Annotated in this window: 20 protein-coding genes and 1 pseudogene; 10 read left to right on the plus strand and 11 right to left on the minus strand. The window is 73.5% G+C overall.

The window, feature by feature from the left end; genetic code table 11:
- Nucleotides 1–7: 7 nt before the first annotated feature.
- Nucleotides 8–2998, plus strand: coding sequence for an AfsR/SARP family transcriptional regulator (locus ABT297_RS32210; RefSeq protein WP_350556180.1), 2991 nt, complete (start codon nucleotides 8–10; stop codon nucleotides 2996–2998).
- An 11-nt stretch (nucleotides 2999–3009) separates the two neighbouring features.
- Nucleotides 3010–3720, plus strand: a complete 711-nt coding sequence (locus tag ABT297_RS32215; protein ID WP_502885683.1) for a thymidine kinase — start codon at nucleotides 3010–3012, stop codon at nucleotides 3718–3720.
- A gap of 278 nt (nucleotides 3721–3998) precedes the next feature.
- Here ABT297_RS32215 and ABT297_RS32220 read toward each other — a convergent pair whose 3' ends face one another.
- Nucleotides 3999–4775, minus strand: a complete 777-nt coding sequence (locus ABT297_RS32220; RefSeq protein ID WP_350556181.1) for a hypothetical protein — start codon at nucleotides 4773–4775, stop codon at nucleotides 3999–4001.
- Nucleotides 4776–4778: 3 nt separating this feature from the next.
- Nucleotides 4779–5096, minus strand: coding sequence for a hypothetical protein (locus ABT297_RS32225; protein WP_350556182.1), 318 nt, complete (start codon nucleotides 5094–5096; stop codon nucleotides 4779–4781).
- 260 nt (nucleotides 5097–5356) lie between these two features.
- On the opposite strand from ABT297_RS32225, the gene ABT297_RS32230 reads away from it, so the two are divergent.
- Complete coding sequence (locus ABT297_RS32230; RefSeq protein ID WP_350556183.1) at nucleotides 5357–5992, plus strand: class I SAM-dependent methyltransferase; 636 nt, start codon at nucleotides 5357–5359, stop codon at nucleotides 5990–5992.
- Nucleotides 5993–6955 (plus strand): tyrosine-type recombinase/integrase, encoded by a 963-nt coding sequence (locus ABT297_RS32235; RefSeq protein ID WP_350556184.1) that lies wholly within the window; start codon nucleotides 5993–5995, stop codon nucleotides 6953–6955.
- On the opposite strand, the gene ABT297_RS32240 is transcribed toward ABT297_RS32235, so the two are convergent.
- Entirely contained in the window at nucleotides 6952–8673 is a 1722-nt protein-coding gene (locus tag ABT297_RS32240) for an acyl-CoA dehydrogenase family protein (RefSeq protein WP_350556185.1), read from the minus strand. The genes ABT297_RS32235 and ABT297_RS32240 overlap by 4 nt on opposite strands.
- 50 nt (nucleotides 8674–8723) lie before the next feature.
- Between ABT297_RS32240 and ABT297_RS32245 the strand changes: the two genes are divergently transcribed.
- Nucleotides 8724–9893 carry a winged helix DNA-binding domain-containing protein gene (locus ABT297_RS32245; protein ID WP_350556186.1) on the plus strand — a complete coding sequence of 390 codons (1170 nt, stop codon included), beginning with the start codon at nucleotides 8724–8726 and terminating at the stop codon, nucleotides 9891–9893.
- A 67-nt stretch (nucleotides 9894–9960) separates the two neighbouring features.
- On the plus strand, nucleotides 9961–10914 hold the full coding sequence (locus tag ABT297_RS32250) for an endonuclease/exonuclease/phosphatase family protein (RefSeq protein WP_350556187.1): 954 nt from the start codon (nucleotides 9961–9963) through the stop codon (nucleotides 10912–10914).
- 39 nt (nucleotides 10915–10953) lie between these two features.
- Here the strand turns inward: ABT297_RS32250 and ABT297_RS32255 are convergent, their stop codons facing one another.
- From ABT297_RS32255 to ABT297_RS32280, 5 genes are all read right to left on the minus strand, one after another.
- Nucleotides 10954–11355: a hypothetical protein gene (locus ABT297_RS32255; protein ID WP_350556188.1), complete on the minus strand. Its 402-nt coding sequence runs from the start codon at nucleotides 11353–11355 to the stop codon at nucleotides 10954–10956.
- Nucleotides 11356–12092: 737 nt separating this feature from the next.
- Entirely contained in the window at nucleotides 12093–12446 is a 354-nt protein-coding gene (locus tag ABT297_RS32265; protein WP_502885685.1) for a hypothetical protein, read from the minus strand.
- A gap of 12 nt (nucleotides 12447–12458) precedes the next feature.
- The gene (locus ABT297_RS32270; RefSeq protein ID WP_350556190.1) at nucleotides 12459–14798 is read right to left on the minus strand and encodes a HelD family protein; all 2340 of its coding nucleotides are present in this window, start codon (nucleotides 14796–14798) and stop codon (nucleotides 12459–12461) included.
- A gap of 241 nt (nucleotides 14799–15039) precedes the next feature.
- Complete coding sequence (locus ABT297_RS32275; protein WP_350556191.1) at nucleotides 15040–16284, minus strand: MFS transporter; 1245 nt, start codon at nucleotides 16282–16284, stop codon at nucleotides 15040–15042.
- A 27-nt stretch (nucleotides 16285–16311) separates the two neighbouring features.
- Nucleotides 16312–17331, minus strand: a complete 1020-nt coding sequence (locus ABT297_RS32280) for a LacI family DNA-binding transcriptional regulator (protein WP_350556192.1) — start codon at nucleotides 17329–17331, stop codon at nucleotides 16312–16314.
- A gap of 182 nt (nucleotides 17332–17513) precedes the next feature.
- Here ABT297_RS32280 and ABT297_RS32285 point away from each other — a divergent pair, with 182 nt between their 5' ends.
- The gene (locus ABT297_RS32285) at nucleotides 17514–17978 is read left to right on the plus strand and encodes a MarR family winged helix-turn-helix transcriptional regulator (protein WP_350556193.1); all 465 of its coding nucleotides are present in this window, start codon (nucleotides 17514–17516) and stop codon (nucleotides 17976–17978) included.
- A 62-nt stretch (nucleotides 17979–18040) separates the two neighbouring features.
- Here the strand turns inward: ABT297_RS32285 and ABT297_RS32290 are convergent, their stop codons facing one another.
- From ABT297_RS32290 to ABT297_RS32300, 3 genes and pseudogenes are all read right to left on the minus strand, one after another.
- A complete protein-coding gene (locus ABT297_RS32290; protein ID WP_350556194.1) occupies nucleotides 18041–18787 on the minus strand; it encodes a GNAT family N-acetyltransferase in 747 nt (248 codons plus the stop codon).
- Between the two features lie 226 nt (nucleotides 18788–19013).
- A pseudogene (locus ABT297_RS32295) lies at nucleotides 19014–19475 on the minus strand (LD-carboxypeptidase); the annotation flags it as partial.
- 91 nt (nucleotides 19476–19566) lie between these two features.
- The gene (locus ABT297_RS32300) at nucleotides 19567–20073 is read right to left on the minus strand and encodes a mycothiol transferase (RefSeq protein ID WP_350556195.1); all 507 of its coding nucleotides are present in this window, start codon (nucleotides 20071–20073) and stop codon (nucleotides 19567–19569) included.
- Between the two features lie 57 nt (nucleotides 20074–20130).
- On the opposite strand from ABT297_RS32300, the gene ABT297_RS32305 reads away from it, so the two are divergent.
- From ABT297_RS32305 to ABT297_RS32315, 3 genes are all read left to right on the plus strand, one after another.
- Nucleotides 20131–21771 carry an MFS transporter gene (locus ABT297_RS32305; protein ID WP_350556196.1) on the plus strand — a complete coding sequence of 547 codons (1641 nt, stop codon included), beginning with the start codon at nucleotides 20131–20133 and terminating at the stop codon, nucleotides 21769–21771.
- A 31-nt stretch (nucleotides 21772–21802) separates the two neighbouring features.
- A complete protein-coding gene (locus ABT297_RS32310; RefSeq protein WP_350556197.1) occupies nucleotides 21803–23239 on the plus strand; it encodes a WD40 repeat domain-containing protein in 1437 nt (478 codons plus the stop codon).
- Between the two features lie 76 nt (nucleotides 23240–23315).
- Nucleotides 23316–24435: DUF6236 family protein (locus ABT297_RS32315; protein ID WP_350556198.1), on the plus strand; the 1120-nt coding region annotated here is incomplete at its 3' end.

Here is a 24435-nt window from a genome sequence, read left to right on the forward strand (position 1 = left end):
TCGCTTCGTGCGATACCGGCTGCTCGGTCCGCTGGAGGTCGACGTCGCCGGCCGGCGGCTGGAGATTTTCGCGGCCCGCGACCGGATCCTGCTGGCCATGCTGCTGCTGCACCCCAACCGGGTCGTCACGCTGCCCCGGCTCGTCGACGCCGTCTGGGGCGACGCCGCCCCGGTCACTGCCCGTGCCCAGCTGCACACCTGTGTGTCGCGGCTGCGCCGGCAGCTGCCCGGCACCATCCACACCGACACCGCCGGCTACCGCGCCGTCGTCGCCGACGACGACCTCGACACCCTCGTCTTCGCCCAGCTCGTCGCCGACGGGCGGGCCGCGCTGAACGCCGGGGAGCTCAACACCGCCCGGAAGCATCTGCGCGACGCCCTCGAGCTGTGGCGCGGCCCGGCGCTGGCCGGCGTCGCCAGCCCCGGCGTCCAGGCCGCCGCCGTCACGCTGGAGGAGCGGTACAACGCCGCCGTCGAGGACTGCATCGACGTTGAGCTGCAGCTGGGCCTGCAGGCCGAGCTGATCAGCCAGCTCACCGGCCTGACCGAGCAGCACCCGCTGCGGGAGCGGCTGCACGGGCAGCTGATGACGGCACTGGCCCGGGTCGGGCGCACCGCCGACGCCATCAGCGTCTACCTACGTCTGGCCGAGGCCCTCGACGAACAGCTCGGCCTCGTCCCCAGCGCGGCGTCACAGGAGCTGTACCGCGGGCTGCTGCAGCCCCAGCCCGCGGTGTCCCCGGCCGAGCGGTCCGCCCACGCCGTGCCGCTGGGCCACCCCGCCCGGGTCGTGCCGGTGCCGACCCCGTGGACGCTGCCCCGCGACATCGCCGACTTCTCCGGCCGCGACGCCCTCGTCGCCCGGCTCGTCGCCGCCGCCCGCGCCGTCCGCGACGACCTGCCGGTCGTGCTCACCATCGACGGCATGGCCGGCGTCGGCAAGACCAGCCTCGCCGTGCACGTCGCGCATCTCGTCGCCGACCGCTACCCCGACGGGCGGCTCTTCGTCGACCTGCGCGCCCACAGCGAACGCCCGCCCCACGCCCCGCACGACGCCGTCGGGCTGCTGCTGCGCCACCTCGGCATCGACCCCGAACGCATCCCCGCCGACCCCGACGAGCGCGTCGCCCGCTGGCGCAGCGAGCTCGCCCACCGCAGGATGCTCGTCGTGCTCGACAACGCCGCCGACCCCGCCCAGGTCACCCCGCTGCTGCCCGGCGCCTCCGCCAGCCTGGTCATCGTCACCAGCCGGCGGCGTCTCGGCGGCCTCGACGGCGCGCACTCCGTCTCCCTCGACGTGCTCGACGACACCGACGCCGCCCGGTTCGTCGCCACCGTCGTCGGCGCCCGAGCCGCCGCCGACCCGCACGCCACCGCCGAGGTCGTCCGGCTGTGCGGCGGGCTGCCGCTCGCGCTGCGGCTGGCCGCCGCCCGGCTGGCGCACCGGCCGTCGTGGAGCGTCGCCGACCTCGCCGAACGGCTGCGCCAGGCCAACCCCGCCCCGATCGACCTCACCGTCGACGGCCGGTCCCCGCACGCCGCGTTCGAGCTGTCCTACCGGCAACTGGACGAGCCGGCCCGGCGCATGTTCCGGCTCGCCGGCCTGCACCCGTCCGGGGAGTTCGCGGTCCGTGTCGCCGCCGCCCTCGCCGACCTGCCCGTCCGCGACACCGACGAGCTGCTCGGCCGGCTCGTCGACACGCACCTGCTCATCGAGCCCGTCGCCGGGCGGTTCCGGCTGCACGACATGCTGCGCGAATACGCCGCCGGGCTCGCCGGTGAGGATCCCGAGCGCGACGCGGCCACCGGCCGGATGCTCGACTTCTACCTGCAGTCCACGGCCGCCGCCACCCGCCGGTGGGAGCAGAACCGCCACCGCGGCGCGATCGACACCGGCGAGGTGCTGCCGTCGGTGCCGCGCTTCACCGACATGGCCGGCACCCGCCGCTGGCTCGACCTGGAGATCGGCAACCTCGTCGGGGTCACCCTGCTCGCCGACCGGCTCGGCCGGCACCGGCACACCTGCCTGCTCACCCGGGCCCTGTGGACCTACCTGTTCCGCAACTCGATGAACGACGTGTCCATCGACCTGCACCGCCGTGCCCTGGCCGCAGCCGAGGCCATCGGCGACGACAACCTCGTCGCGATGACCCACAACTACCTCGCCTCCGCCTACGCCCGCGCCGGACATCAGGACGCCGCCGCCGGGCACCTCAACCGCATCGTCGAGCACCCGGTGTGGGGGCCGCGGGCCCAGAGCAACCTCGCCGCGGTGTACCAGTTCTCCGGCCGGCTCGCCGAGGCCCTGGAGCTGCTGGAGCGCTCGATGGCGGCGATCTACGCCGACGAGGCGGTGATCTTCGGCGTGCAGTGGACCTGCCTGTCGACGGTCCTGTGGCAGCTCGGCCGCACCGAGGAGGCCATCGCCGCGGCCCGGCACACCCACGCCGCCGGCCGGGCCAGCGGTTCCGCGCGGCTGGCCGTCAACGGCGCCCTCGAGCTCGGCATCATCCGGCAGCGGCTCGGCCAGCACCGGCAGGCGGTACTGCTGCTGCGCTGGATCCTCGGCCACTCCGGCCCCGAGGTCGGGCCCTCCGTGGAGTGCGAGGCCCGCAGCATCCTCGGGCTGAGCCTGACCGCGCTCGGCCGCACCGCGGAGGGCCTCGAGCTGCTGCACGCCGCCCAGCGCGACGCCGAGCACCTCGACCCGCACACCGCGTGCCTGACCGGCAACAACCTCGGCGCCGGCCTGTTCACCGCCGGCCGGGTGGAGGAGGCCAAGCTCGTCCACGCCCGGGCACTGGAGCGGGCGATGCGCATCGGCTACCGCTACGAGCAGGCCCGCGCCTACTACGGCCTCGGACTGTGCAGCACCGACCCGCGGCTGTCGCGGCAGCGGCTGCAGGCCGCCCTCGAGCTCTACGACGCGATGGGCGTCACGGGACGCGACGTGGTCGCGGCGCGCCTGCGAGCCATCGACGAGCCGCCCGGCAAGTAGTCTCTCAGGCCGTGACTGCAACCGACGACGCCCCTGACGCCTGCGTGGCCGCCGGCGACAGCCGCCTGCGCCGCGGCGGCCGGCTGAAGTTCTTCTACGGCCCGATGGACTGCGGAAAATCCACCCTCGCGCTGCAGATGGACTACAACCACGCCCGCCAGGGCCGCCACGGCCTGGTCCTGACCACCATCGACCGGGCCGGCCCCGGCCGGCTCAGCACCCGCATCGGCCTGGGCAAGGAAGCCGTCGACGTGGCCGGACTCGACCTGCGCGCCCTGGTGCGCGACCGGTGGGCGCGCGGCATCCGCGTGGACTACCTCATCTGCGACGAGGCGAGCTTCTACACCGTCGAGCAGATCGAGCAACTGGCCGATCTGGTCGACAACTCCGACGTCGACGTCTACGCGTTCGGGCTGGCCACCGACTTCCGCACCGCCCTGTTCCCGGCCGCGCAGCGGCTCTTCGAACTCGCCGACGAGGTCACCCGGGTCCAGGTCGAGGTGCTGTGCTGGTGCGGCCGCTCGGGCCTGCTCAACGCCCGGGTCGTCGACGGCGTCATCGCCCGCGAGGGCGACCAGGTCGTCCTCGGCGACACCACGGCCGACGGCGTGGCCGGCACGCCCCCGGCCGACGTGCACTACCAGGTGCTGTGCCGCCGTCACCACCGCGCCGGCAACCTGGGCCCCGCCGCCCGCGCCGGCGGGCAGCTGCGCCTGGTCTGATCACCCGCACGGCTTCCGTCCGCGGTGGCAGGCCGCAGGCCGGGCAGGGCCGGGTCAGCCGGCCGGTGCCTGCCGCAGCTCGTCGCCGCGGCGGTGCGGAGGTCCGCTCGTAGCGGGTGAAGCAGGGCATCACGCCGGAGCGCAGCGCAGCCCCCGCAGGGCGTCGTCGGTGGATTGCGGTCGTGACCGTTGTGTAAGAAACGGCTGTCATGGCGGCCATTTCCTACACAGGATCAACGAGCGCGGTGGCCGCGAGCGGGATTCCCGGCCGCCGGACGTCACCGTCGCAGGCTCCAGTCCGAGGCGTCGCCGTCGGTGAGGCTCGCGTCGGACAGGGACGCGGCGGCGACGACCGGCCAGTGGCCGGACGGGAACGCGGGGCCGTCGGTCAGGCGGGTCAGCAGGGTCTGCTGGGTGCGGCGGGCCCGTTCCAGCTCCAGGGTCAGCGCCCGGTGGAGGGCGTTGAGCGTGGCGATGCACTCCGACGCCGCGGTCAGGGCCAGCAGGGCGCCCGCCGGGGCCGTCGCCGGGGTGGCGGTCGCGGTCGCGGCCGTGGCCAGCTGGGCGGTCAGGCCGGTCAGGGCCACGCCGACCGCGGTCCAGTACGCCACCAGGGCCGCGGCCGCCTCCCGCAGCGACGCGGCCGTGTCGCCGGCGGCGTCGGCGAGCTGCAGCAGGGCCTCGTGCTGCGGGGGCAGGGTCCGCGTGTACGCCTCGGCGGCCGGGCCCTGCCAGCGGTCGTCGGCGTGCAGGGAGCCGGCGGTGAAGGTGGCGGCGCGGGCGGCGGCCGGGACGGCGACCGCGAGCCGCCAGCGCTCGCCGGCCCGCCACAGGGCGACCGGGTCGCCCGGGCGGTCGAGCATGGTGCGCAGGTGACCGGCCACGTCGGCGGCGGCCCGCTCCAGCTCGGCGAGCGGCCGCTCCAGGACCGCCGCGGCGGGGCCGAGGAGGCGCAGCCAGCGGTGGCAGTCGGCGACGACCCGGGCGGCGTGCCGTGCGACCGCGTCCAGCAGGTCCTCGGCGGCGCGCGGCAGGTGACCGAAATCGTTCAGCACGGCTCACCAGATCCCGCGCAGGAGGTGGACGGCGTCGCGCTCGTCGCGCTCGTAGCCGTCGGCGGCCTCGTGCAGGGCCGCGGCCGTCGCGGCGCCGGTGCGGGCGGCCTCGGCGAGCAGGGTGGCGACGGTGTGCCGCAGCTCGGCGTGGACGCCGGCCAGGCCGGTCAGGTCGCCGAGGGCGGAGAACTGGCCGCCGTCCAGGGGCGGGGCGGCCGTGGCCGCGGTGGACATGGCGGCGGCCGCCGTCAGCCAGGCCGTGGCGTCGTCGCGCAGTGCCGCGATGCCGGCGGCGATGCGTTGCGGTGTGGGTGGTGCCATGTGCCGACGACATCACGGACGGGCGCGGCCCCGGAAGAGGCAATCGGCGGCTGTGGATAACCGCTGTGGATAACTCAGGCGTCGTCGTTGCTCCGCCACGAGCCGACGTACACGGCGATGAGGACCAGCACGACCGTGGCGAGGCCGAGAATGATCCAGACGAATGCGGCACTGCCTGCCATGCGGGAACCGTACCGAAGCCACCCGGCACGGGGCGTCGCACGCACGAGTGACAGCCGGGCTTGATACCGTCCGCTGCGATGACCGCGCAATTCGTCCTGGCCAACACGAGCCTCTCGCCGGTGCCGCTGACCCCCGAGGTACACCTGCACCTGGCCGACGAGGCCATCGAGCTGTGGGAGCGGACCGAATCCGATCAGGGCGGGCAGCTCCCGCCGCCGTTCTGGGCGTTCGCGTGGGCGGGCGGGCAGGCCCTGGCCCGCTACGTGCTGGACCACCCGGCGCTGCTGGCCGGGCGCGACGTGCTCGACCTGGCCGCCGGGTCGGGGCTGGTGGCGATTGCGGCGATGAAGGCCGGCGCCGCCCGGGTCACCGCCGTGGAGATCGACCCCCTAGCCATCGCCGCGATCGACGTCAACACGAAAGCGAACGACGTGGTGGTCACGGCGCTGCTCGGCGACGTGCTGGAGCAGGAGCCGGACGCCGACGTCGTGCTGGCCGGCGACGTCTTCTACAGCCGGGAGATGACCCGGCGGATGCTGGCGTACCTGCGCCGGGCCGCGGGCAAGGGCACGACGGTGCTCGTCGGCGACCCCGGCCGGGCGTACCTGCCGAAGGACCATCTGACGCTACTGGCCGAGTACGACGTGCCGGTGCCGCGGACCCTGGAGGACGCGCCGGTCAAACGCACCACGGTGTGGGCGGTCAACCCGTAGATGTCGACCCCCTCGCGCATCCCGCCGCCGGGCCTGCCCGCGGCCGGCGAACACGACTTCACCGAGGCGTGGCTGGCCAACCGCCGGCTGTCGGTGCACACCCGGGCCGCGTACCGCCGCGACGTGCAGCAGTATCTCGCCTGGTGCGCCGGCCGCGACCTGGACCCGCTGCGGGCGTCGTTCCTGCACGTCAACGCGTACGCCCGCGACCTGGAGTCGACCGTGGACGGCCGGACCGGCAAGGTGCTCGCCCCGGCCAGCGTCGCCCGGAAGCTCTCGGCGCTGTCGAGCTGGTACGCCTTCCTGGCGCGGCTGGAGGCGGTGAGCGCCAACCCGGTCGGCGGCGCCGACCGGCCCCGGGTGGCCCGGGACGTGTCCGCGACGGTCGGGCTCAGCGCCGGCGAGGTCGACGCGATGCTCGCCGCGGCCGGGCGCCTCGACGGGCCGACCGCCGCCCGGGACCGGGCCGTGCTCGCGCTGCTGGCCGACCTGGGGCTGCGCGTCGGCGAGGTGGTCGCCCTCGACCTCGGCGACCTGGGCGCCGAGCGCGGCCACCGCACGGTGCGGTTCACCGGCAAGGGCGGCAAGGCCCGCCGCCGGGCGCTGACCCCGGCCGTGGTGTGGGCCCTGGACGAGTACCTCGAGGTGCGCGGCGACGCGCCCGGCCCGCTGTTCGCCACCGCGACCGGCGGGCGTGTCGACCGGCACGCGGTGTTCCGGCTGGTGCGCCGCCTCGCGCGGGACGCGGGCGTGCCGGCCTGGGAGCGGCTCTCGCCGCACTCGCTGCGCCACGCGTTCGCCACCGCGGCCCGCGACGAGGGCGTGCCGCTGGAGGACGTGCAGGACGCGATGGGCCACGCCGACCCGCGCACCACCCGTCGCTACGACCGGGACCGGCACAACCTGGACCGGGACCCGGCGTACACGCTCGCCGCGGCGCGTTCCCGGCGTACCAAACCCTAGGCCAGCTGCGCGAAGTGCTCGTGCAGGTCCGCCGAGACGTCGGCCTGGCCGAGCCGGCGCAGGATCCACAGCGACGCCAGCAAGGCCGGCCGCTCGTCGCCGCGCTCCGCCGCCCACGCCGCGTGCTCCAGCAGCAGCGCCGCGGCGAGCGCGTGCCCGAGCCGCAGCGCCAGCTCGCGGGCGCCGGCCACCACCCGGGGGTCGCGCGGGTCGGCGGCGGCCGTCGCCACGTCACCGGCGAGCCGGCGGGTCGCGGCGGCGAGGGCGTCGGCGACCCCGGGCAGCCGGTGCGCGGCGGCGTCCGCGGCGGCGGTGAGCCGGTGCAGCAGCGGCGCCGCGCCCGCACCGCCGGACGGGTCGTTCGGCGGGCCACTGGACAGGGCGCGCAGCACGTCGACGGACAGCACGTTGGTGGTGCCCTCCCAGATGGGCAGCACCTGGGCGTCGCGCAGCAGGCGGGGGATGCCGGTGTCCTCGACGTAGCCGGCGCCGCCGAAGCACTCGAGATACTCGCTGGCTGAGGCGACCGCGAGCCGTCCGGTGGTGAGCTTGGCCAGCGGCGCGGCGAGGCGTAGCTCCGCGGCCGCGGCGGCGTCGCCGTGCTCGGCCCGGCCCAGCAGCGCGAAGGCGTGCATGGCGAGGGCGAACGCGCCGGCGGCGTCGACGGCGAGGCCGCCGAGGGTGGCGCGGTGCAGCGGGTTGCCGGCCAGCCGGCCGCCGGCGACGGTGCGCTCGGCGGCATAGCTCAGCGCGTACTCCAGGCCGCGGCGCATCCCGCCGGCGGCCGCGGCGGCGTTGTGCAGCCGGGTGACCACGACCAGGGTCATCATCGTGGCGAGGCCGGGCGTGCCCGGGTCGGCGAGCGGGAACGCGGCGACGTCGTCGAGGCGCACCTCCCCCGTCGGTACCGCGCGGGTGCCGAGCTTGTCCTTGAGGCGCAGCACCTGCAGGCCGGGTGCGGGCGTGCGGCCGTCGGCGGCGTACCGCGGTACCAGGAACGGGACCAGGTTGCGACTGCCGGGACCGGCGCCCTCCGGCCGGGCCAGCGCCACGGCCATCGCCGAGTCGATCGCGGAACAGAACCACTTGTCGCCGGTGAGCAGCCAGCCGCCGCGGCCGTCGGGCCGCGCGGTGGTGGTGGACCGGGCGATGTCGGAACCCCCCTGCGACTCGGTCATCCACTGCCCGGAGGTGACCGCGACGGCCGGGTCGGTGGACACCAGCCGGGCCAGCCACTCACCCTGCACGCCGGCCTGGGTCAGCAGCGCGGCGGCGCCGTCGCTCATCGCGACCGGGCACGAGAACGTCGCCGACTCGGGCCCCCACAGGTGCAGCAGCGCGTGCTGGACGACCCGCGCGCCCGGGCCCCAGGCGGCGCGTGCGCCCTGCGTCAGGTCCGGACCGGGCGGCAGGTAGGGCAGGGCGACGACGGCGTGCCGCGCGGCCGCGGCGCGCTGCGCCTGCCAACCGGCCGAGGTGTCGACCCGCTCGACGCGGTTGCCCCACCCGTCGAAGCGGGTCAGCGACGGCGGGTGCGTCTCGGCGTCGTGGTGCGCTGCCCGCAGCGGCCCCACGACCTCGGCGGACAGGTCGGCCAGGCGCTCCTTGGCGGCGGCGTGCCCGTCCTCGCCGAGCAGCCGGTCGAGCCAGCCCCGCAGCTGCGGATCGGCGGTATACGGGTCGCGCAGCGACGGCCCGGTCTGCACGAATCGCGTCATGCCACACACGTTACCGCCCGGTACGGTGACGATATACGATACTCGACCGCGTGACCCTCCACATCGACAACGCCCAGCGCCGGGCGCGGCTGGCCTGGCGGCACGGCCTGGCCGGCCCGACACCGCCCGGCAAGGGCCCCGAGGACGTCGCGGCCGACCTGGTCGCGCTGCACGCCACCGACCCCGCCACGGTGCACCTCTCGGTCGCCGCCCGCCTGCACGCGCCGCTCGTCGCGACCGTCGAGGATGCCCTGTACGAGCGGCGCAGCCTGCTGCGGATGCTCGGGATGCGCCGCACGATGTTCGTCGTGCCGGTCGGCTTCGCCGCCGTCGTGCAGGCCGGCGCCACCCGCGCGATCGCCGCCGAGCAGCGCCGGCTGCTGCTGCGCCACCTCGCCGAGTCCGGCGTCGGCGACGCGGCATGGCTGGCCGACGTGGAGGAGTCGACGTACGCGGCGCTGCGCCGCCGGGGCACCGCGACCGCGGCCCAGCTGGCCGCCGACGAGCCGCGGCTGCGCACCCCCATGGTGTTCCCGCAGGCCACCCAGTACGTCACCAGCCGGCTGCTGTTCCTGCTCGCCGCCGACGGGCGCATCGTGCGCGGCCGGCCGGTCGGCACGTGGATCAGCAGTCAGTACGCCTGGTCGTGCTTGCCGGACTGGCTGCCCGAGCCGCTGCCGGAGCTCGACCCGGCGCGGGCGCGCACCGAGCTGGCCCGGGCGTGGCTGGCCCGCTACGGCCCCGGCACCGCCGCCGACCTGAAGTGGTGGACCGGCTGGACGATGACGCACACCAAGGCCGCGCTGCGCGCCCTGGAGGCGGTCGAGGTGACCCTGGACGGGGGCGAGACCGGCTTCGTGCTGCCCGGCGACACCGACCCGGTGCCCGACCCCGGGCCGTGGGTGGCCCTGCTGCCGAGTCTCGACCCGACGGTCATGGGGTTTCAGAGCCGGATGTGGTACCTCGGGAGCCATGCGCCCGCCCTGTTCGACCGCACCGGCAACGCCGGCCCGACGGTGTGGGCCGGCGGGCGCGTCGTCGGCGCCTGGGCGCAGCGCCCGACCGGCCAGGTGGCCGTCGAACTGGTGGAGGAGGTGCCCGCGGCGACGCGCCGGGCCGTGGACCGCGCCGCGCAGGAGCTGGAGGGCTGGCTGGGCGATGCCCGGGTCACCCCGCGCTTCCGCGCACCGCTCGAGAAGGAACTTGCCGGGTCACGGTGAGCTCCCGGCCGCACCGGACCGGAGCAGCGGCCCGAAACTGTCACACCCCTTGGGTACGGTCGTCCGCGTGACAGTGGTCTTCTGGGTGGTGGCCGGGCTGACGGCGGCGTTCACGGCTGTGCGGGCCCTCGGCGTCGAGCGGGGGACGCCGATGGTGCAGCTCGTGTCCTACACGCCGTATGCCGCCGTCGGTGGGCTCGCGGCCGGCGGGATCCTGCTCGCCGCCGGCGCCACGACCCCCGGGCTGGTCTGCCTGGCCTGCGGCCTCGTGCTCGCCGCGCTGGTCGCGCCGCGGCTGGTCCCTCGCCGGGCGGCCGGCGAGGGGGTGCGGCTGCGGGTGATGGCGGCCAACCTGCTCTTCGGCCGCGGCGGCACGGCGGCGCTGGTCGAGCAGGTGAAGGTCGACGACGTCGACGTCCTCGCGCTGCAGGAGCTCACCGCCGAGGGCCTGGCGGCGCTGGAGGAGGCCGGGATCGACGCGCTGCTGCCGCACCGGGTGGTCAGCCCGGCCCCGGGCGGCGGGGGCGCCGGGCTGTTCAGCCGGCACCCGATCGACGGGCCGGGGGTGCGCACCCTCGAGCTGGTCCCGATGACCCAGCCGTGGGCCACGGTGCTCGTGCCCGGCGCCGGCCCGGTCGTGGTCGAGTCCGCGCACCCCTACCCGCCGCGCCCGGGCCGGGTCGACGTCTGGGCGGCCAACCTCGCCGCCCAGCCCGTGCCGGACCCGGACGGCCCGCCGCGGGTGCTGCTCGGCGACTTCAACGCCACGCTCGACCACGCGCCGCTGCGCCGATTACTGCGCGCCGGCTACCGCGACGCGGCCGCGGTCCGCGGCCGGGGCCTGCGGCCGACCTGGCCGTATCGCATCGTGACGCTGCCGTTCTGGACGCCGCCGGTGACGCTGGACCACGTGCTGGCCGACCGCCGTATCGGGGTGCGCGAGTTCGACACCCGCCGCACGGCGAACAGCGACCACCGCGCCGTCGTCGCGGAGCTGATCCTCCAGCCGTCTCCCGCATGAATCTCGCCCTGACGAAGCGTCATTCGATATTCGGTAGCGTCATCCGATCAGGTCGCGGACGGTCGCATCCAGCTCGGCGAGCCTGTCGTCGGCCCGGCGATGTTGGTGCTTGATCCACTCCTTGCCCTCCGCCGCGATGCCCTCCAGCACATTCAGCGTGTGCGGCAGCCCGGAAGCGTCGACCGCGACCGCGGAAAGTGTCCACGGATCCTCGCCCGGCTGCAGCGTCTCGGCGCTCGATTCGGTCACGCGGACGCTGATCGGTTCGCCGTTGACCAGAATCAGCTCGAAGGTCTGCTGAGGCTGGGCGAGGCCGTGGATACGGACGGCCGCGACAGCGTCGAAACGATAGTTCAGCCGTTGCGTGAGGCTGGCCTCTCCGCCGACGAAGTCGAGGTCGATGTCGACCTGCCGCACCCCGTCGTCGGTCAGCAGAAACACAGCAGACGGTATCTGGAGTACCGCCAGGGGCCGCCGGTGACCCGCGCCCGTCGGTAGGACCGGCCGGGCGCCTCGATGAAGGCGTGTGCGATCACCTGGCTCGGCCGCAGCCGGTAGTGCCGCGTCGAGGGCCGCGCGCCCGCCGGGGCGGAGCCGGCCGACCTCGAAACCGTGTCCCGGCCGGGTGCGGGTGCATGCGCGGGTCGGTCAGATGCTGGCGTTCCGCGTCGTACTCCAGGTTGAGGGCGGTGAGGATCACGACGGCATCGGTGCTGATGGCCTCGGCCGCTTCCGTCGCCGCAACAACGGGACGCGTGATCGGCGGGTGCAGCCGCACCCGGCCGGGACACGGTGCGGAACAGCCGGGCGGGCGCCCGTTGACCGGCTTCCGCATCGGTCCGGCGGGAACGATGTACACCAGTTGTAGCTCTGCGATGGTGAACGTCGGGCCGCAGAATGCCGCCGCGAGCGCCGTGTACTCCAGCTTGGTCTGCGGTCGGCTCGGGCAGCGGTGGGGCGATCGTCAGGCAAGCGACCGAGACGACTCGCCCCGAGGATCGCGCCCGGGTGTGCCGTACACCCCGAGCTGCTCCAAACGCAGCACCTCCCCCGGAGGGCGGCCTCCTCCGTCAGCTCCCGCGGACAGGTCCTTCGCAGCGTGGGCCAGGAAGCCGCCGGGGAGGGCGAACATGCCCAGCTCAACCGCGAGCAACACGGTCGGCGGCCGCCATGCATCGTCAAGCATGAGTCGATGTTCGGTTTCGACACCTCTGGCCCACGGCGGGTCGTGTGTCGCGGCGGGCCTGGTCGCGGCGCCGGCCGAGGTGGGATTTCCGGCGCAGGGCGACCCCGCGCCGGGAGGGCTCATCCAGGGTGTTGCTACGCTCACGTCGGTTCGGTGAGCGTGCTGGAGTCCGACCCATCACGCTCCCGACTTCTTCTTCCGCCGGCGCCCGCTCGAGGTGGCGGCGCAGCTCATAGATGCGGCGCTGCGCCTCGGGCCGGACACGCACCAGCCCGGCCTCCCGCAGCACCCGCAGGTGCTTCCAGGTGCCGGGCTGGGTGAGGGCGAGGCGCTCGGCGAGCGCCATCACCCCCGAAGGTTACATTCCCACCACGGCGTGCAGGGAGTCCGGCAGCGAACCAGGGTGCAGGATGCCGAGCCGTTGCGTGGCCCGCGTCAGCGCCACGTACAGGTCGTTGGCGCCGCGCGGCGACTCCTCCACGATCCGCTCCGGGTCCACGACGATCACGCCGTCGAACTCCAGGCCCTTCGCCTGCTTGACGGTCAGCACGACGACCCGTGCGGTGAGGTCGGGCTGCTCGCCGAGCGCGGCGTCGGCGGCCGCCTTGCGCACATGCGGTACCAAATCCTCGAAAATCCCCGCGGGGAGGATGACGCCCAGGCGGCCCTCGCCGGCCTCCGCCGCCTCCCGCTCGACCGCCTCGGCCAGGGCGTCGGCGAGGCGGGCCGGGGCGACGCCGCGCACCCACGGCTCGACGCCGGCCTCGCGGACCGACCGGGGCGGCTGGATATCCGGGTCGATCCCGGCGAGCACGCCGGCGGCCACCGACATGATCTCGGCCGGGGTGCGGTAGTTGACGGTGAGCTCGCGCAGCCGCCACCGGTCCCCGACATACGGGGCGAGGGCCTGCGCCCACGACGACGCGCCGGCCAGGTCGCCGGTCTGGGCGACGTCGCCGACGACGGTCATCGAGCGGCTCGGGCAGCGGCGCATCAGCAGCCGCCACGCCATCGCGGACAGCTCCTGCGCCTCGTCGACGATGACGTGCCCGAACGCCCACTTGCGGTCGGCGGCGGCGCGCTCGGCCGGGGTGAGCGCCTCGCCGCCGTCCTGCCGCTCGGCCAGGCGGTCGGCCTCGAGCAGGTCGGTGACGGACAGCAGCTCCGGGTCGTCCTCGTCCTCCACGTCGATGGACCGGGAGCCGAACGCGATCTCCAGCGCACCCTCGGCGTACTCGATCAGGCTGTTGCGACGGCGCTCGGCCAGGATCTCCAGCACGGTCTCGTCCTCGCCGAGCAGCTCGGCGGCCTCGTCCAGCAGCGGCACGTCGGCCGGGGTCCAGCCCCCCTTCGGGGAGCGCCGCAACCGTGGATCGGCGCCGGCGGCGGCCAGCCGCTTGTCGGAGGCGAACAGACCGGCCACCAGCTGCTGCGGGGTGAGGATCGGCCACAGCCAGTCCAGCGCGCCCAGGACCTCGGCCTCGCCGCGCAGCTCGCGGCGGACCTCGGCCAGGTCGGCCTCGTCCAGCAGCTGCGGATCGCCGGGGGCATCGTTGCCGCCGAGCGGGTCGTCGGCGTACGGGTCCAGCCCGATGGTGTCGGCGACGAGCAGCGACAGCGCGTGGATGATCTCGGTGTCGAACGTCGGGCGGGCCAGGTTGTGCAGCTTGCCGGTGCGGCGGGCGCGCTCGCGGGCGTCCTCGATCACCTCCGGGTCGAGGATGATCCCGCCGCCGTCGAGCAGGCCGAGGTGCAGCGTGATCGGCTCGTCTGGCACGCGCTGCCGGTCGCGGACCGCGGCGGCGAGCACGTCGACCATCTCCGCCCGGCCCTTGATCGCGGCGACCTCGGCGGGCTCCTCGCGGCGCGCGACGATGCCCGGGAACAGGCTGCCCATCGTGCCCAGCAGCACGCCGGTCTCCGCCAGCGAGGGCAGGACCTGGGAGATGTACCGCAGGAACGTCGCGTTGGGCCCCACGATGAGCACGACCCGTGAGGACAGCATCTGCCGATGGTTGTACAGCAGGTAGGCGGCCCGGTGCAGCGCCACCGCGGTCTTGCCGGTGCCGGGCCCGCCCTGCACGACCAGCACCCCGCCCAGGTCGGCGCGGATGACGTGGTCCTGCTCGACCTGGATCGTCTCGACGATGTCGCGCATCCGGCCGGTGCGCGACGCGTTGAGCGCCGACATGAGCGCAGCCTCGCCGGTCACCCCGTCGTGGGCGCCGCGGCCGGTGCCGTGCGCCTCGTCGAGGTCGAGTACCTCGTCGTCGAGGCCGGTGACGGTGCGCAGGTCGGTGCGGATGTGCCGGCGGCGGCGCACCCCGTCCGGCGCGGCGGCCGTGGCCAGGTAGAAGGGCCGGCTCGCCGGGGCCCGCCAGTCGATCAGCAGCGGCTCGTAGTCGTTCTCCTCGTCGAAGATCCCGATCCGGCCGATGTAGCGCTTCTCGTCGTCGGTGAAGTCGAGGCGGCCGAAGCACAGCCCGTTTTCCACGGCCCTGTACTGCGCCAGCCGGTCGGTGTACAGCGTGGTCGCCGAGTCCCGGTGCGAACGATCCGACGGCGTGCCCCCGGTCTGCAGCAGCGCCTTCGTCAGCTGTCCCGAGGTGTCCTCACGCAGGGTGTCGAGGTGCTCGTAGAGCGTGTCCAGGTGCCCCTGTTCCTCGACGATGTCGGCTGTGTCGGATGAGTTTGACAATCCGTCTCCAGTCGGCTAACATTTGCATTAGTCAGGCGCCTAAGGGCGTCTTTTTGTTGCCTGAACGCTCTACGATAGCCGGTGGCGGCCCCCTGTGCGAATCGATGCGGCGAAGGCAACCCCGCCCTGACTTGTGCCTCCACACCCCGCCGGCGTCGCACTCGCCGCGCTCCGCCGCACTGCGGTCCGCGATCCGCGGCGTGACGGTGCGGCACCCTGCCTGCGGAGGCCACCGCATGGCTCACGATCGTGGAGAACCCGCCTCCGGCCCTACACTGACCTCAGCTCCCCGCGGCGCATGCGCCGGTTCCGCCGGTCGCAGCGGCCGGGTGACGCCGGCGATCAGTACGGCGACGCCCTGCAGCGCGGCGACGACGAGCAGCGCGCGCAGGACGGTGACGTGCTCGCCGATCATCCCGATCAGCGGCGGCCCGGCGAAAGAGGCCAGCTTGCCGAGGGTGGAGACGACGGTGACGCGGGCGGCGGCGTGTCGGGGGTCGTCCGCGCCGGCGCTCATGCCGACCGGGTACCCGAAGGCGGTACCGACGCCCCACAGCAGCGCGCCGGTGAGGGCGGCGGTCAGGTTCGGGCCGAAGATGAACAGCAGCAGTCCGGCGATCGTGACGATCCCCAGGGCGCGCAGGACGGCGACCCGGCCGTAGCGGTCGAGCAGGCCGGCGCCGAACCAGCGCACCGCGGTCGTCGCGGCCAGGTGGACGGCGTATCCGAGGCTGCCGATCGCGGCGGCGGCGCCGTGACCGTCGATGAGCGCGACGCCGATCCAGTCGCCGGCGGCGCCCTCGCCGAACGCGAAGGCGAGCACGAACAGCCCGATGAGGACGGTCCGGGGTTCCCGCCACGCCCGCAGCGCGCTCCGGCGTCCCGTGGCGGCCGGGCCGGCGTGCTCCCTGCCCGGCTCGTGCGACTCGGGCAGATAGTCGCGGGCGGCCACCGGCACGGCGACCAGTACGAGCAGGGCGACACCCGTCAGGTGGGCGGCGACCGGGACGTGTAGCGCGATCAGTGCCGCGGCCAGCGCCGCGCTGACGACGGTGCCGGCCGCGAACGCGGCGTGGAACCGCGGCATGATCGAGCGGCCGAGCCGGCGTTCGACCTCGGCGCCCTGGACGTTCATCGCGACGTCCCACACCGACACGGTGAAGCCGATCGCCAGCAGTCCGGCGACGAGGACCCCCAGCCCGGCCACATCACCGAGCCCGGTCACGACGAGACCGGCGCCGGCCAGGGCTCCGGCGGCGCTCACCGTCCTGCGCTGACCGAAGCGGGCGAGGATCGGACCGGACAGCGGTCGGGACACCAGCGAGCCGCCCGCGGCGCCGAGCAGCACCCAGCCGAGCTGCGTGGGCTGCAACTGGAGGTGGTCACGCAGTTGTGGGATCCGCGCGACCCAGCCGGCGAGCAGGAACCCGCAGGCGGCGAACACGACGTAGGTGGACCGGGTGGCGGCGCGGAGCGGGTCGGCCATGCCCGCACGGTAGGGGCGAGAGCGGTTTCAGAGAAAGGATGGGACAGCGGGTTGGCCGGTGCTCTCCCGCAGCACCAGCTCGACCGGAAACTGCTGCCGGTAGCCCGCCGGAACCTCGCCGTCCAGCAGCAGCCGCGTCGCGGCGGCCGCCATCTCCTCCACGGGTACGCGTACCGTGCTCAACGGCGGATTCGAGCACACCGCGGCCAGGCTGTCGTCGAACCCCATGACGCTGACGTCCTGCGGTACGCGCCGGCCGCCGGCGGTGATCGCCTGGACCGCGCCGGCGGCCATCAGGTCGCACGCCACGAACATCGCATCGACGTCGGGGTGCCGCTCGAGCAGCCGGCCCGCCGCGACGTACCCGTTCTCACGCACGAAGTCCCCGCCGTCGACGCCGAGGTCCGCCAGGCCCAGCTGCCGCACGGCACGCGCGTAGCCGGTGCGGCGGTCGAGTGCGCAGGTGCTGGCGTCGGGCCCGTGGATCGCGGCGATCCGGCGGCGACCAAGCCGGTACAACTGCTCGACGGCCGCGTACGCGCCACCGACGTTGTCCACCTCCACCGCCGGCACCGACGCCGCCGTGGCCACCATCGAAATCGCCCGCCGGCACCGCCGATGGAACCGAGCGGCGAGCACCGGAGTGATGTTGGTCAGCACCGCGCCCACCGTGACGTTCGCCGCGATCGCGTCGATCGCCTCGGCCGCGCCCGCCTCGCCCACCGCGTGCACCCGCAGCTGCACGCCCGCGCCCTCCAGCACCGACATGATGCCCGCCAGGACGCGGCTGTAGTACGGGTGCGTACCCAGCCACCCCGTCGCCGGGCTGTACGTGACGGCGACGACGTCCACGGCCCGCTGACGGCCGGACGCCAGGGCCCGCGCGGTCTGATTGGGCATGTAGCCCAGCTCGGCCACCGCCTCATGCACTCGCGCACGCAACTGCCCGGACGCGCCGGGCACGTTGTTGATCACCCGGGACACCGTCGCGCGGGACACCCCAGCCGCTCGCGCGACGTCCTCGATGGTTGGCTTGGATCTGCTCATTCCGGCACTCGTTCTTCCCGCCACCCCGCGCAGCAGCTGCCACGACACCTGCACGGTACGGCCGAGAGCGCTCTCAGCAGAACCCCGGGTTGCTGTCACCGTTCGTCTCTCGGCCGTGCCTGAGCGGGCCGGCGGACATCGACCGGAAAGGGGCGCCGGCCGCGGGTATCTATGCTGGGTGAATGGCCGCAACGCTCACGCCGGACCTGTCGTTCCTGCTGGACCACACCAGTCACGTGCTGCGCACCCGGATGACCGCGGCGCTGGCCGAGATCGGGCTGACGCCGCGGATGCACTGCGTGCTCGCGCACGCACTCGGCGAGGAGCGCACCCAGATCCAGCTGGCCGAGATCGGCGGCATGGACAAGACCACGATGGTGGTGACCGTCGACGCGCTGGAGAAGGCGGGCTTAGCACAGCGACGCCCGTCGAGCACCGATCGCCGGGCGCGGATCATCGCCGTCACCCCGAAGGGTGCCGAGACGGCCGCGCGCAGTCAGGAGATCGCCAATTCGGTACACGCCGCGGTCCTCGACGCGCTGCCGGAGGACGAGCGGGGAGTATTCGTGCGCGCGCTGACCAGGCTGGCGCAGGGGCACCTGGCCAACCCGGTCGAGGCGCAGGGCGTACGCCGCGCCAGGCAGTAACGCTCTACGGTAACCGGTGGCGGGCCCGCCGAAGCCGGGACGGCGGCGGGGACGGCGATCGCTCAGTATTTGGCGATGTAGAGGCGCTGCCCGGCCGGTCGGAAGCCGACCCGCTCGTAGACCCGCCACGAGTCGTCGCCGCCGGCCTCCAGCCAGGCCACCTCGATGCCGCCGTCGAACAGCCGCCCGGCTATCTCGGCGGTGATCGCCCCGGCCAGGCCCCGGCCACGGTGGGCCGCGCCGACCGCGATGCCGCCGACCTCGCAGATGCCGTCGCTGGGCACGACCGTGCCGCCACCACCGGCGTACCGGCCGCCGGTGGTGCGGGCGCCCACGAACACCCCGCCGCGCCGGCTGACGCGGCGCTGCCGGTCGATGTCCGCGGGGCCGGCGTCGCCGGGCGAACCGAACGCCTCGTTCTGGACGCCGATCACGCCGGCGATCTCACCATCGGTCTCCGGGACGAACAGCTCGAAGCCCACCGGAACGGACTGCGCGACGAGCGTCGCCGGCGTGCAGGTGAGGTACTCGTTGCGGGCCTCCACGGCGAACCCGGCGTCGAGCAGCAGCTGCTCGAGCCCCGGGGCGCAACTGGTGACGTACTCCAGCCGCGGCAGCCGACCCGCGAAGGCCGCGACCAGGTCGGCGACGTCGGCCGCGGTGATCTCGGCGCCGGGAACCGGCGTCGCGTAGTTGATGTGCGGACTGTCGGTCCCGTGGTCCAACCCGAGCACGAACGGGCCGGACTTGACGGCGTTCGGGCGGGTGCACAGGTTGGCGACAACGGCGCGCTGAATGCGCAGATCCATGGTGAACTGACCCTTTCGAGGGCTCGGAAGAGAAGGCGAAGCGAGGACAGACGTCAGCGGCAGAGGCCGCTGGAGACCGCGGGGGTCACAGGCTTCACACTCTCGAGCACTCGGGGATCGCGCGCCTGATGCACGGATCGCCGCGCGAAATTATCAGTCGGGCGGCGTCGACGCAACCGGTTACCGGTAGTCGGCGAAGACTCGGCGTGCTGCACCATCAACGGTGACGGGGCCGCTTCGCATGAATGTCGTCGACGGCCGGTCCGGGCCCGAGATGCACCTGGGAGGAACCGCCGTAGAAACTCGCGATGCCCAGTCCCCAAAGCCAATGGTGCAGGTTGGTGTTGTCGCTCGTACCGAGGAACGGCTTCGGATCGGTGCGGGCGAGGTCGGCGTCCAGGTGCGGGATGACCGTGATCTGGTCCTCGCCTCCCACGACGGACAGCATTCCACGGACTCGGGGGTCGGCGAAGGCGGCGTTGATGTCCGCCACCCGCGCTGCCGGCGTCGCACCAACGTCACGGGTGGTCGGGTATTCGACCGGAACGAGGCCGGTCACCTCGGCAAGCCGCCGCATGGCCTGCTCATGAACCTCGGGGTAGGTACCCGCCGCGGCGAAGGACGGCGAGATGACGGCGACCTGATCCCCCGGACGGGCCTTGCGAGGGCGAACAAGATCGTGCCTCATGCCTCGGATTCAACCGTTCCGCCCGGTCCGCACGCATCGTATTTCCCGCCGCAGCCCGCACTCGTGGCCTGAGCGGGCCGGCGGACTCCGGTCACTCCCCCTGCGTGCCGCCCGCCAGCTCGGCGACGATGTCGATGTGGCCGGCGTGCCTGGCGTACTCCTGCAGCAAATGGAACAGGATCCGCTCCAGCGGCGGCGGGTCGGCGCCGTCCCACCGCGGCCCGGGCGCACCGAGCGTGTCGAGATCGCCACCCGTGATGATGGGGCGGGTGGTCTCGCCCTGCCGGCGCAGCTGCTCGCTGAGCGTGTCGAGGGTCTCGCCCGGTGCGACGTACCAGCGCTCGTCGCGTCGATCGCCCCACGGCTCGGGCACGGCGCGGCCCGCGAAGCCCCACTCCAGCCAGCGCAGCTCGACGTACCGAAGGTGTTTGAGCAGCTCGAGCGGGGTCCATCCGGACGGCAGCGAGCTGCGGCCGAGCGCGTCCGCCGGCAGTGATGCGACCTTGTGCAGCAGGGTCTCGCGGAAGTAGTCGAGGTAGCGCAGGAAGACCTCGGCCCGCCCGGCGGCGGCGGGCACGGTCGGCTCGGGAAACGTCACAACATCTCGTCTCTGCAAATATAGTTCCGTAGTAGACGATCTGCTACGGTCGGTCTCATGAGACAGAACCGATGGTTCGCCCTCGTCGTCCTCGCCACCGGCATGCTCATGGTCGTCCTCGACGGGAGCATTGTCACCGTCGCGATGCCCTCCATGCAGCGTGAACTCGGCTTCACGCCGGAGGGACTGACGTGGGTGATCAATGCGTACCTGATCGCGTTCGGCAGCCTGCTGCTGCTCGCCGGCCGGCTCGGTGACCTGCTGGGCCGCAAGCGTGTCCTGATCGCCGGCACCGGCGTCTTCGTCGTCGCATCCGTGCTCGCCGGCCTGGCCACCGGCCCCGCGACGCTCATCGCGGCCCGCTTCCTGCAGGGTGCGGGCAGCGCGATGTTCAGCGCCGTCAGCCTCGGCATCCTCGTCACGCTCTTTCCCGACCAGCGCGAACGGGCCCGCGCGATCGGCGTGTTCTCGTTCACGGGCGCGGCCGGCGCCTCCCTCGGCCAGGTCCTCGGCGGCGTGCTCACCGACATGCTGAGCTGGCACTGGATCTTCCTGGTCAATGTGCCGATCGGCCTCGCCACGCTGGCGCTCGCGGTGCCATACCTGCCCGCCGATCGCGGCCTGGGCCTGCGCGCCGGCGCGGACGCGCTCGGTGCGCTCCTGGTCACCGCGGGTCTCATGATCGGCATCCACGCGGTCGTGCAGACCAGCGGTAGCCGGCTGCTCACCGGTGGTGTCGCCGCCGCGCTGCTGGCCGGGTTCGTGCTGCGGCAGGCCACGGCGAAGACGCCCCTCATGCCGCTGCGGGTGCTGCGCTCCCGCCAGGTCTCCGGCGCCAACGCCCTGCAGATCCTCATGGTCGGCGCGCTGTTCTCGTTCCAGATCCTCATAGCCCTGTACCTGCAGCGAGTCCAGCACTACACCGCCTTGCGGACCGGCCTGGCCATGCTGCCCGCCGCGCTCGCCATCGCCACGGTGTCGCTCGGCGTGTCAGCTCGCCTCATCCATCGCTTCGGCGAACGCGCCGTGCTCATCGCCGGCCTCGTCATGCTGACCGGCGCGCTCGGCTGGGTCACCCGGCTACCGCTCGACGCCCGGTACACCACCGATATACTCCCGGTGATGTTCCTCCTCGCCGGCGGCGGCCTGGTCCTGCCCGCGATCACCGGCCTGGGCATGTCCGGCGCCCGCGCCGACGACGCCGGCCTCGCATCGGGCCTGTTCAACACCACCCAGCAACTCGGCATGGCGATCGGCGTCGCCGTGCTGTCCACCGTCGCCGCAGCGCGCACCGGCGACCGCCTGAACGCCGGCGCAGCCGAGGCGGTCGCACTCACCGACGGTTACCGCCTCGCCTTCACGATCGGCGCGGTCCTGCTGGCACTGTCCATCGCCGGCGCGGTGTTCGTGCTGCGTCCCGCCCCGGCCGGCGTACGGCAGGAGCCGGCACCCGCACCGCCCGGGCCCACGCGTTCGACGACCCGTGGTACGGACCCGGCTACGCCGGGTGGCCTGCTCGGCCGGTCTTCTGGCCTCGCCGCCGCGGCCGCCGCGAACGATCCGCGCCACGCATCCAGTGGCACCGACGTCATTGACGCCGGTGAAGGGGGTATCACCACGCTCGATGACGGGCTGGTCGCCTGCCCGTCCGGCGGGGGCGCGGCACCCGGCGTCGGCACCGGGGCAACCTCCGGCTGAATTCCCAGACGCGTCTGCGAGACTGTCGCGCATGCTGCAGCGGGTCGGGGGCGCGTTCGGAGCGTCAGTGGTGTCGGCGTTGATGGTGTTGCCGGCGGGGGTCGTGGCGTTCGGGTCACCGGCGGCGGCGAAGGCGCCCAGTCCGTCGCCGAGTGCTTCGGCGGCCACGAACCCGAACATCGGACCCGCCGTCAACGGCACCGTGATGTGCACGATCAGCGACCCGCAGGTGACCGAGGTGTCCGGCCTGGTCGCGACGGCGAACGGTTACGCCGTGATCAACGACAGTAACATCGATCGATCCCGGCAGAAGATCTTCTTCCTCGACGAGCAGTGCCGGCTGATCCGCAGCGTGGGGTACCCCAGTAGCGCCTTCGACCCGGAGGACCTGGCCGTCGCCGAGGACGGGACGCTGTGGGTCGCCGACGTCGGGGACAACACCACCCTGACCGGCGGCTCCGGCACCCGGCGCTCGTCGATCGCGCTGTGGAGCCTGGCACCAGGCGCGAGCACCCCGGTCATCCACCGCCTGGCGTACCCGGACGATCGTGCCCGCGACGCCGAGGCCCTGATCATCGACGGCGAGGGCCGCCCGGTCATCATCACCAAGGACCCGATCGGCGAGGTGTACACGCTGACGCAGCCGCTGCCGGCCAATAACGTCAATCCGGTGCCGCTGACCCGCGCCGGATCGTTCAAGCCTCAGTCGACGGGTACCCCCAATCCGTACGGCATCGTCGGCACCGCGGTCGTGACCGGCGCCGCGATGAGCCCCGACGGCAAGCGCGCGGTCGTGCGCACGATGTCCGACGCGTACGAGTTCGACGTGACCGACGGTGATGTCGTCGCTGCGATCACGACCGGTACCCCGCGGATCACGCCCCTGCCGAACGAGCCTCAGGGAGAGGCGATCGCCTTCACCCGCGACGGCGCGTACTACCTGACCGCGTCGGACCAGCCGAAGACGAGCTCGATCCTTCGGTACACCCCGCATCAGCCCCCGGCCCCGCCCTCGGCGGCCCCGGCCGTTCAGACCCAGGCCCCGACGGCGGCGCACCGCTCGTTCCGCGACAGCCTGTCCCTGCGCGACATCACGAGAATCGTGATCGGCATCGGCCTGCTCGGCGTGCTGATGATCGTCATCGGCGTGGCCGCGGTGATCCGATCCCGCCGCCGCCGTCGCGCCCTGCTGGCCGCCGGCGAGCCGGAGCCCATCGACGACGACTCGCCTCCGACTCCGAGTCCGACCCCGGCTCCGCTGCCGGCCATGGCCGCGGCTGTGGCGCCGGCGGCACCAGCACCGGAGGAGTCCTCGACGGACGGGGCCGCAACGCATACCCCGTCAGGCCGGACCTCCTCCAAGAAGGCCCGGGCCACGCCTCCCGTGAAGAAGAAGGCGAAGAAGGCCAAGCCCTCACGTCCCCGTTCGTCCTCGTCGGACGACGATACGGCGCCGACCGAGCCCTGATTCGCGGACAGCGCGGGCGTCAGAGCTTCGATCGGCTACCTCCCGGCTGTAGCGCGGAGAAGGCATTGTGGTCCCTGTGAGTGACGTTGCCCTCTACTTCCCCTATGTCAATCTGCCCGGTGACAGTTGGGTGAAGGCCGCAGCCCTGCTCTGGCCCCGGCTCGGCCGGATCCGACCGCTTCACTACTACGGCCTGCGCGACTCCGATACGGTCAAGCGGCTCCGGGACGAGCTCGACTTCGTCATCGAGGTGCGACCCGGCCGGGGCAGCCGCCGGTCCTGGGTGGACGACGACGTCCTCGCGAGGGTGGGTCGCCCGTCCCCGTGGCCGGGCACCGAGGACCAGATCGATGCGTTGTTCTACGACTTCCTCGACCGGTACAAGGACGAGCTGACACCTCGGTACGGGGCCGAGGCGCTCGGTGTCGAATCCCTCTATACCTGGGACGTGTACGACGAGCTCCTGCCGCTCGATTCCCGTCTGGAAAAGGTCCATCCGGGCAAGATGTCCTACAGGTTGGCGCAACGGCTGGCGAAGGACGGGTTGCTGGTGTCCCGGAGCTACCAGTGGCGCCGCGCGTCCGACGGGCAGTTGCTCCATGTCCGCGACCTGGCGATGCACGCCCGCTTGGCCGGGGTCTATCTGGCGATCTTGGCGGACGTTGTCGCCCGCGAGAACGGGATGACGCTGGTCACCGATCAGCCACTGGTATCCGCCGTCACCTCGGGCTGGACGATCGAGGCGATGGCACAGATCCTGCTCGCCGACGACACCGAGGTGGCGCCGGAGGGTCGGACGGACTACAGCCAGGTGTTCGCGGTGCTGGCTCTGCAGACAGTTCTTCCGCGAGACCTGGCCGAGGTGCCGGTCGAGCGGATCATCGAGGCGCGACGGAGGCTGCTGCCACAGCTCATGCGCTATCGCGAGTTCCTCAACTCGCTCACACCGGACCTCGTGGCGATCAGCGGGGTCCGGGACCCGGACGTGCGAGCGGCCAAGCTGCGCAATCATGTGGACAGTAAGGTCGCGCACCCGCTCGAAGAGATGGAACGTACGCTCGGCCGGCTCGGCCTGCAACCGGTCCGAGCCGTGCTCAGTCTTCAGACGCTCGCGCCGCCGGCGGCGCTGGGTGTGCTGGCCAACGCTGTCCACCTGCCGCCGGTCGTCACCAGCGCGGGCGTGGCCGCGGGGTGCC

Source organism: Dactylosporangium sp. NPDC000555, assembly GCF_040300025.1.
GTDB lineage: Bacteria > Actinomycetota > Actinomycetes > Mycobacteriales > Micromonosporaceae > Dactylosporangium.

Coding starts and splice junctions, on each gene's coding strand:
- ABT297_RS32235 (WP_350556184.1), top strand. CDS start 5,993: ATGTCGACCCCCTCGCGCATCCCGCCGCCGGGCCTGCCCGCGGCCGGC.
- ABT297_RS32230 (WP_350556183.1), top strand. CDS start 5,357: ATGACCGCGCAATTCGTCCTGGCCAACACGAGCCTCTCGCCGGTGCCG.
- ABT297_RS32275 (WP_350556191.1), bottom strand. CDS start 16,284: ATGGCCGACCCGCTCCGCGCCGCCACCCGGTCCACCTACGTCGTGTTC.
- ABT297_RS32240 (WP_350556185.1), bottom strand. CDS start 8,673: ATGACGCGATTCGTGCAGACCGGGCCGTCGCTGCGCGACCCGTATACC.
- ABT297_RS32225 (WP_350556182.1), bottom strand. CDS start 5,096: ATGGCACCACCCACACCGCAACGCATCGCCGCCGGCATCGCGGCACTG.
- ABT297_RS32305 (WP_350556196.1), top strand. CDS start 20,131: ATGAGACAGAACCGATGGTTCGCCCTCGTCGTCCTCGCCACCGGCATG.
- ABT297_RS32280 (WP_350556192.1), bottom strand. CDS start 17,331: ATGAGCAGATCCAAGCCAACCATCGAGGACGTCGCGCGAGCGGCTGGG.
- ABT297_RS32285 (WP_350556193.1), top strand. CDS start 17,514: ATGGCCGCAACGCTCACGCCGGACCTGTCGTTCCTGCTGGACCACACC.
- ABT297_RS32310 (WP_350556197.1), top strand. CDS start 21,803: ATGCTGCAGCGGGTCGGGGGCGCGTTCGGAGCGTCAGTGGTGTCGGCG.
- ABT297_RS32265 (WP_502885685.1), bottom strand. CDS start 12,446: ATGGCGCTCGCCGAGCGCCTCGCCCTCACCCAGCCCGGCACCTGGAAG.
- ABT297_RS32290 (WP_350556194.1), bottom strand. CDS start 18,787: ATGGATCTGCGCATTCAGCGCGCCGTTGTCGCCAACCTGTGCACCCGC.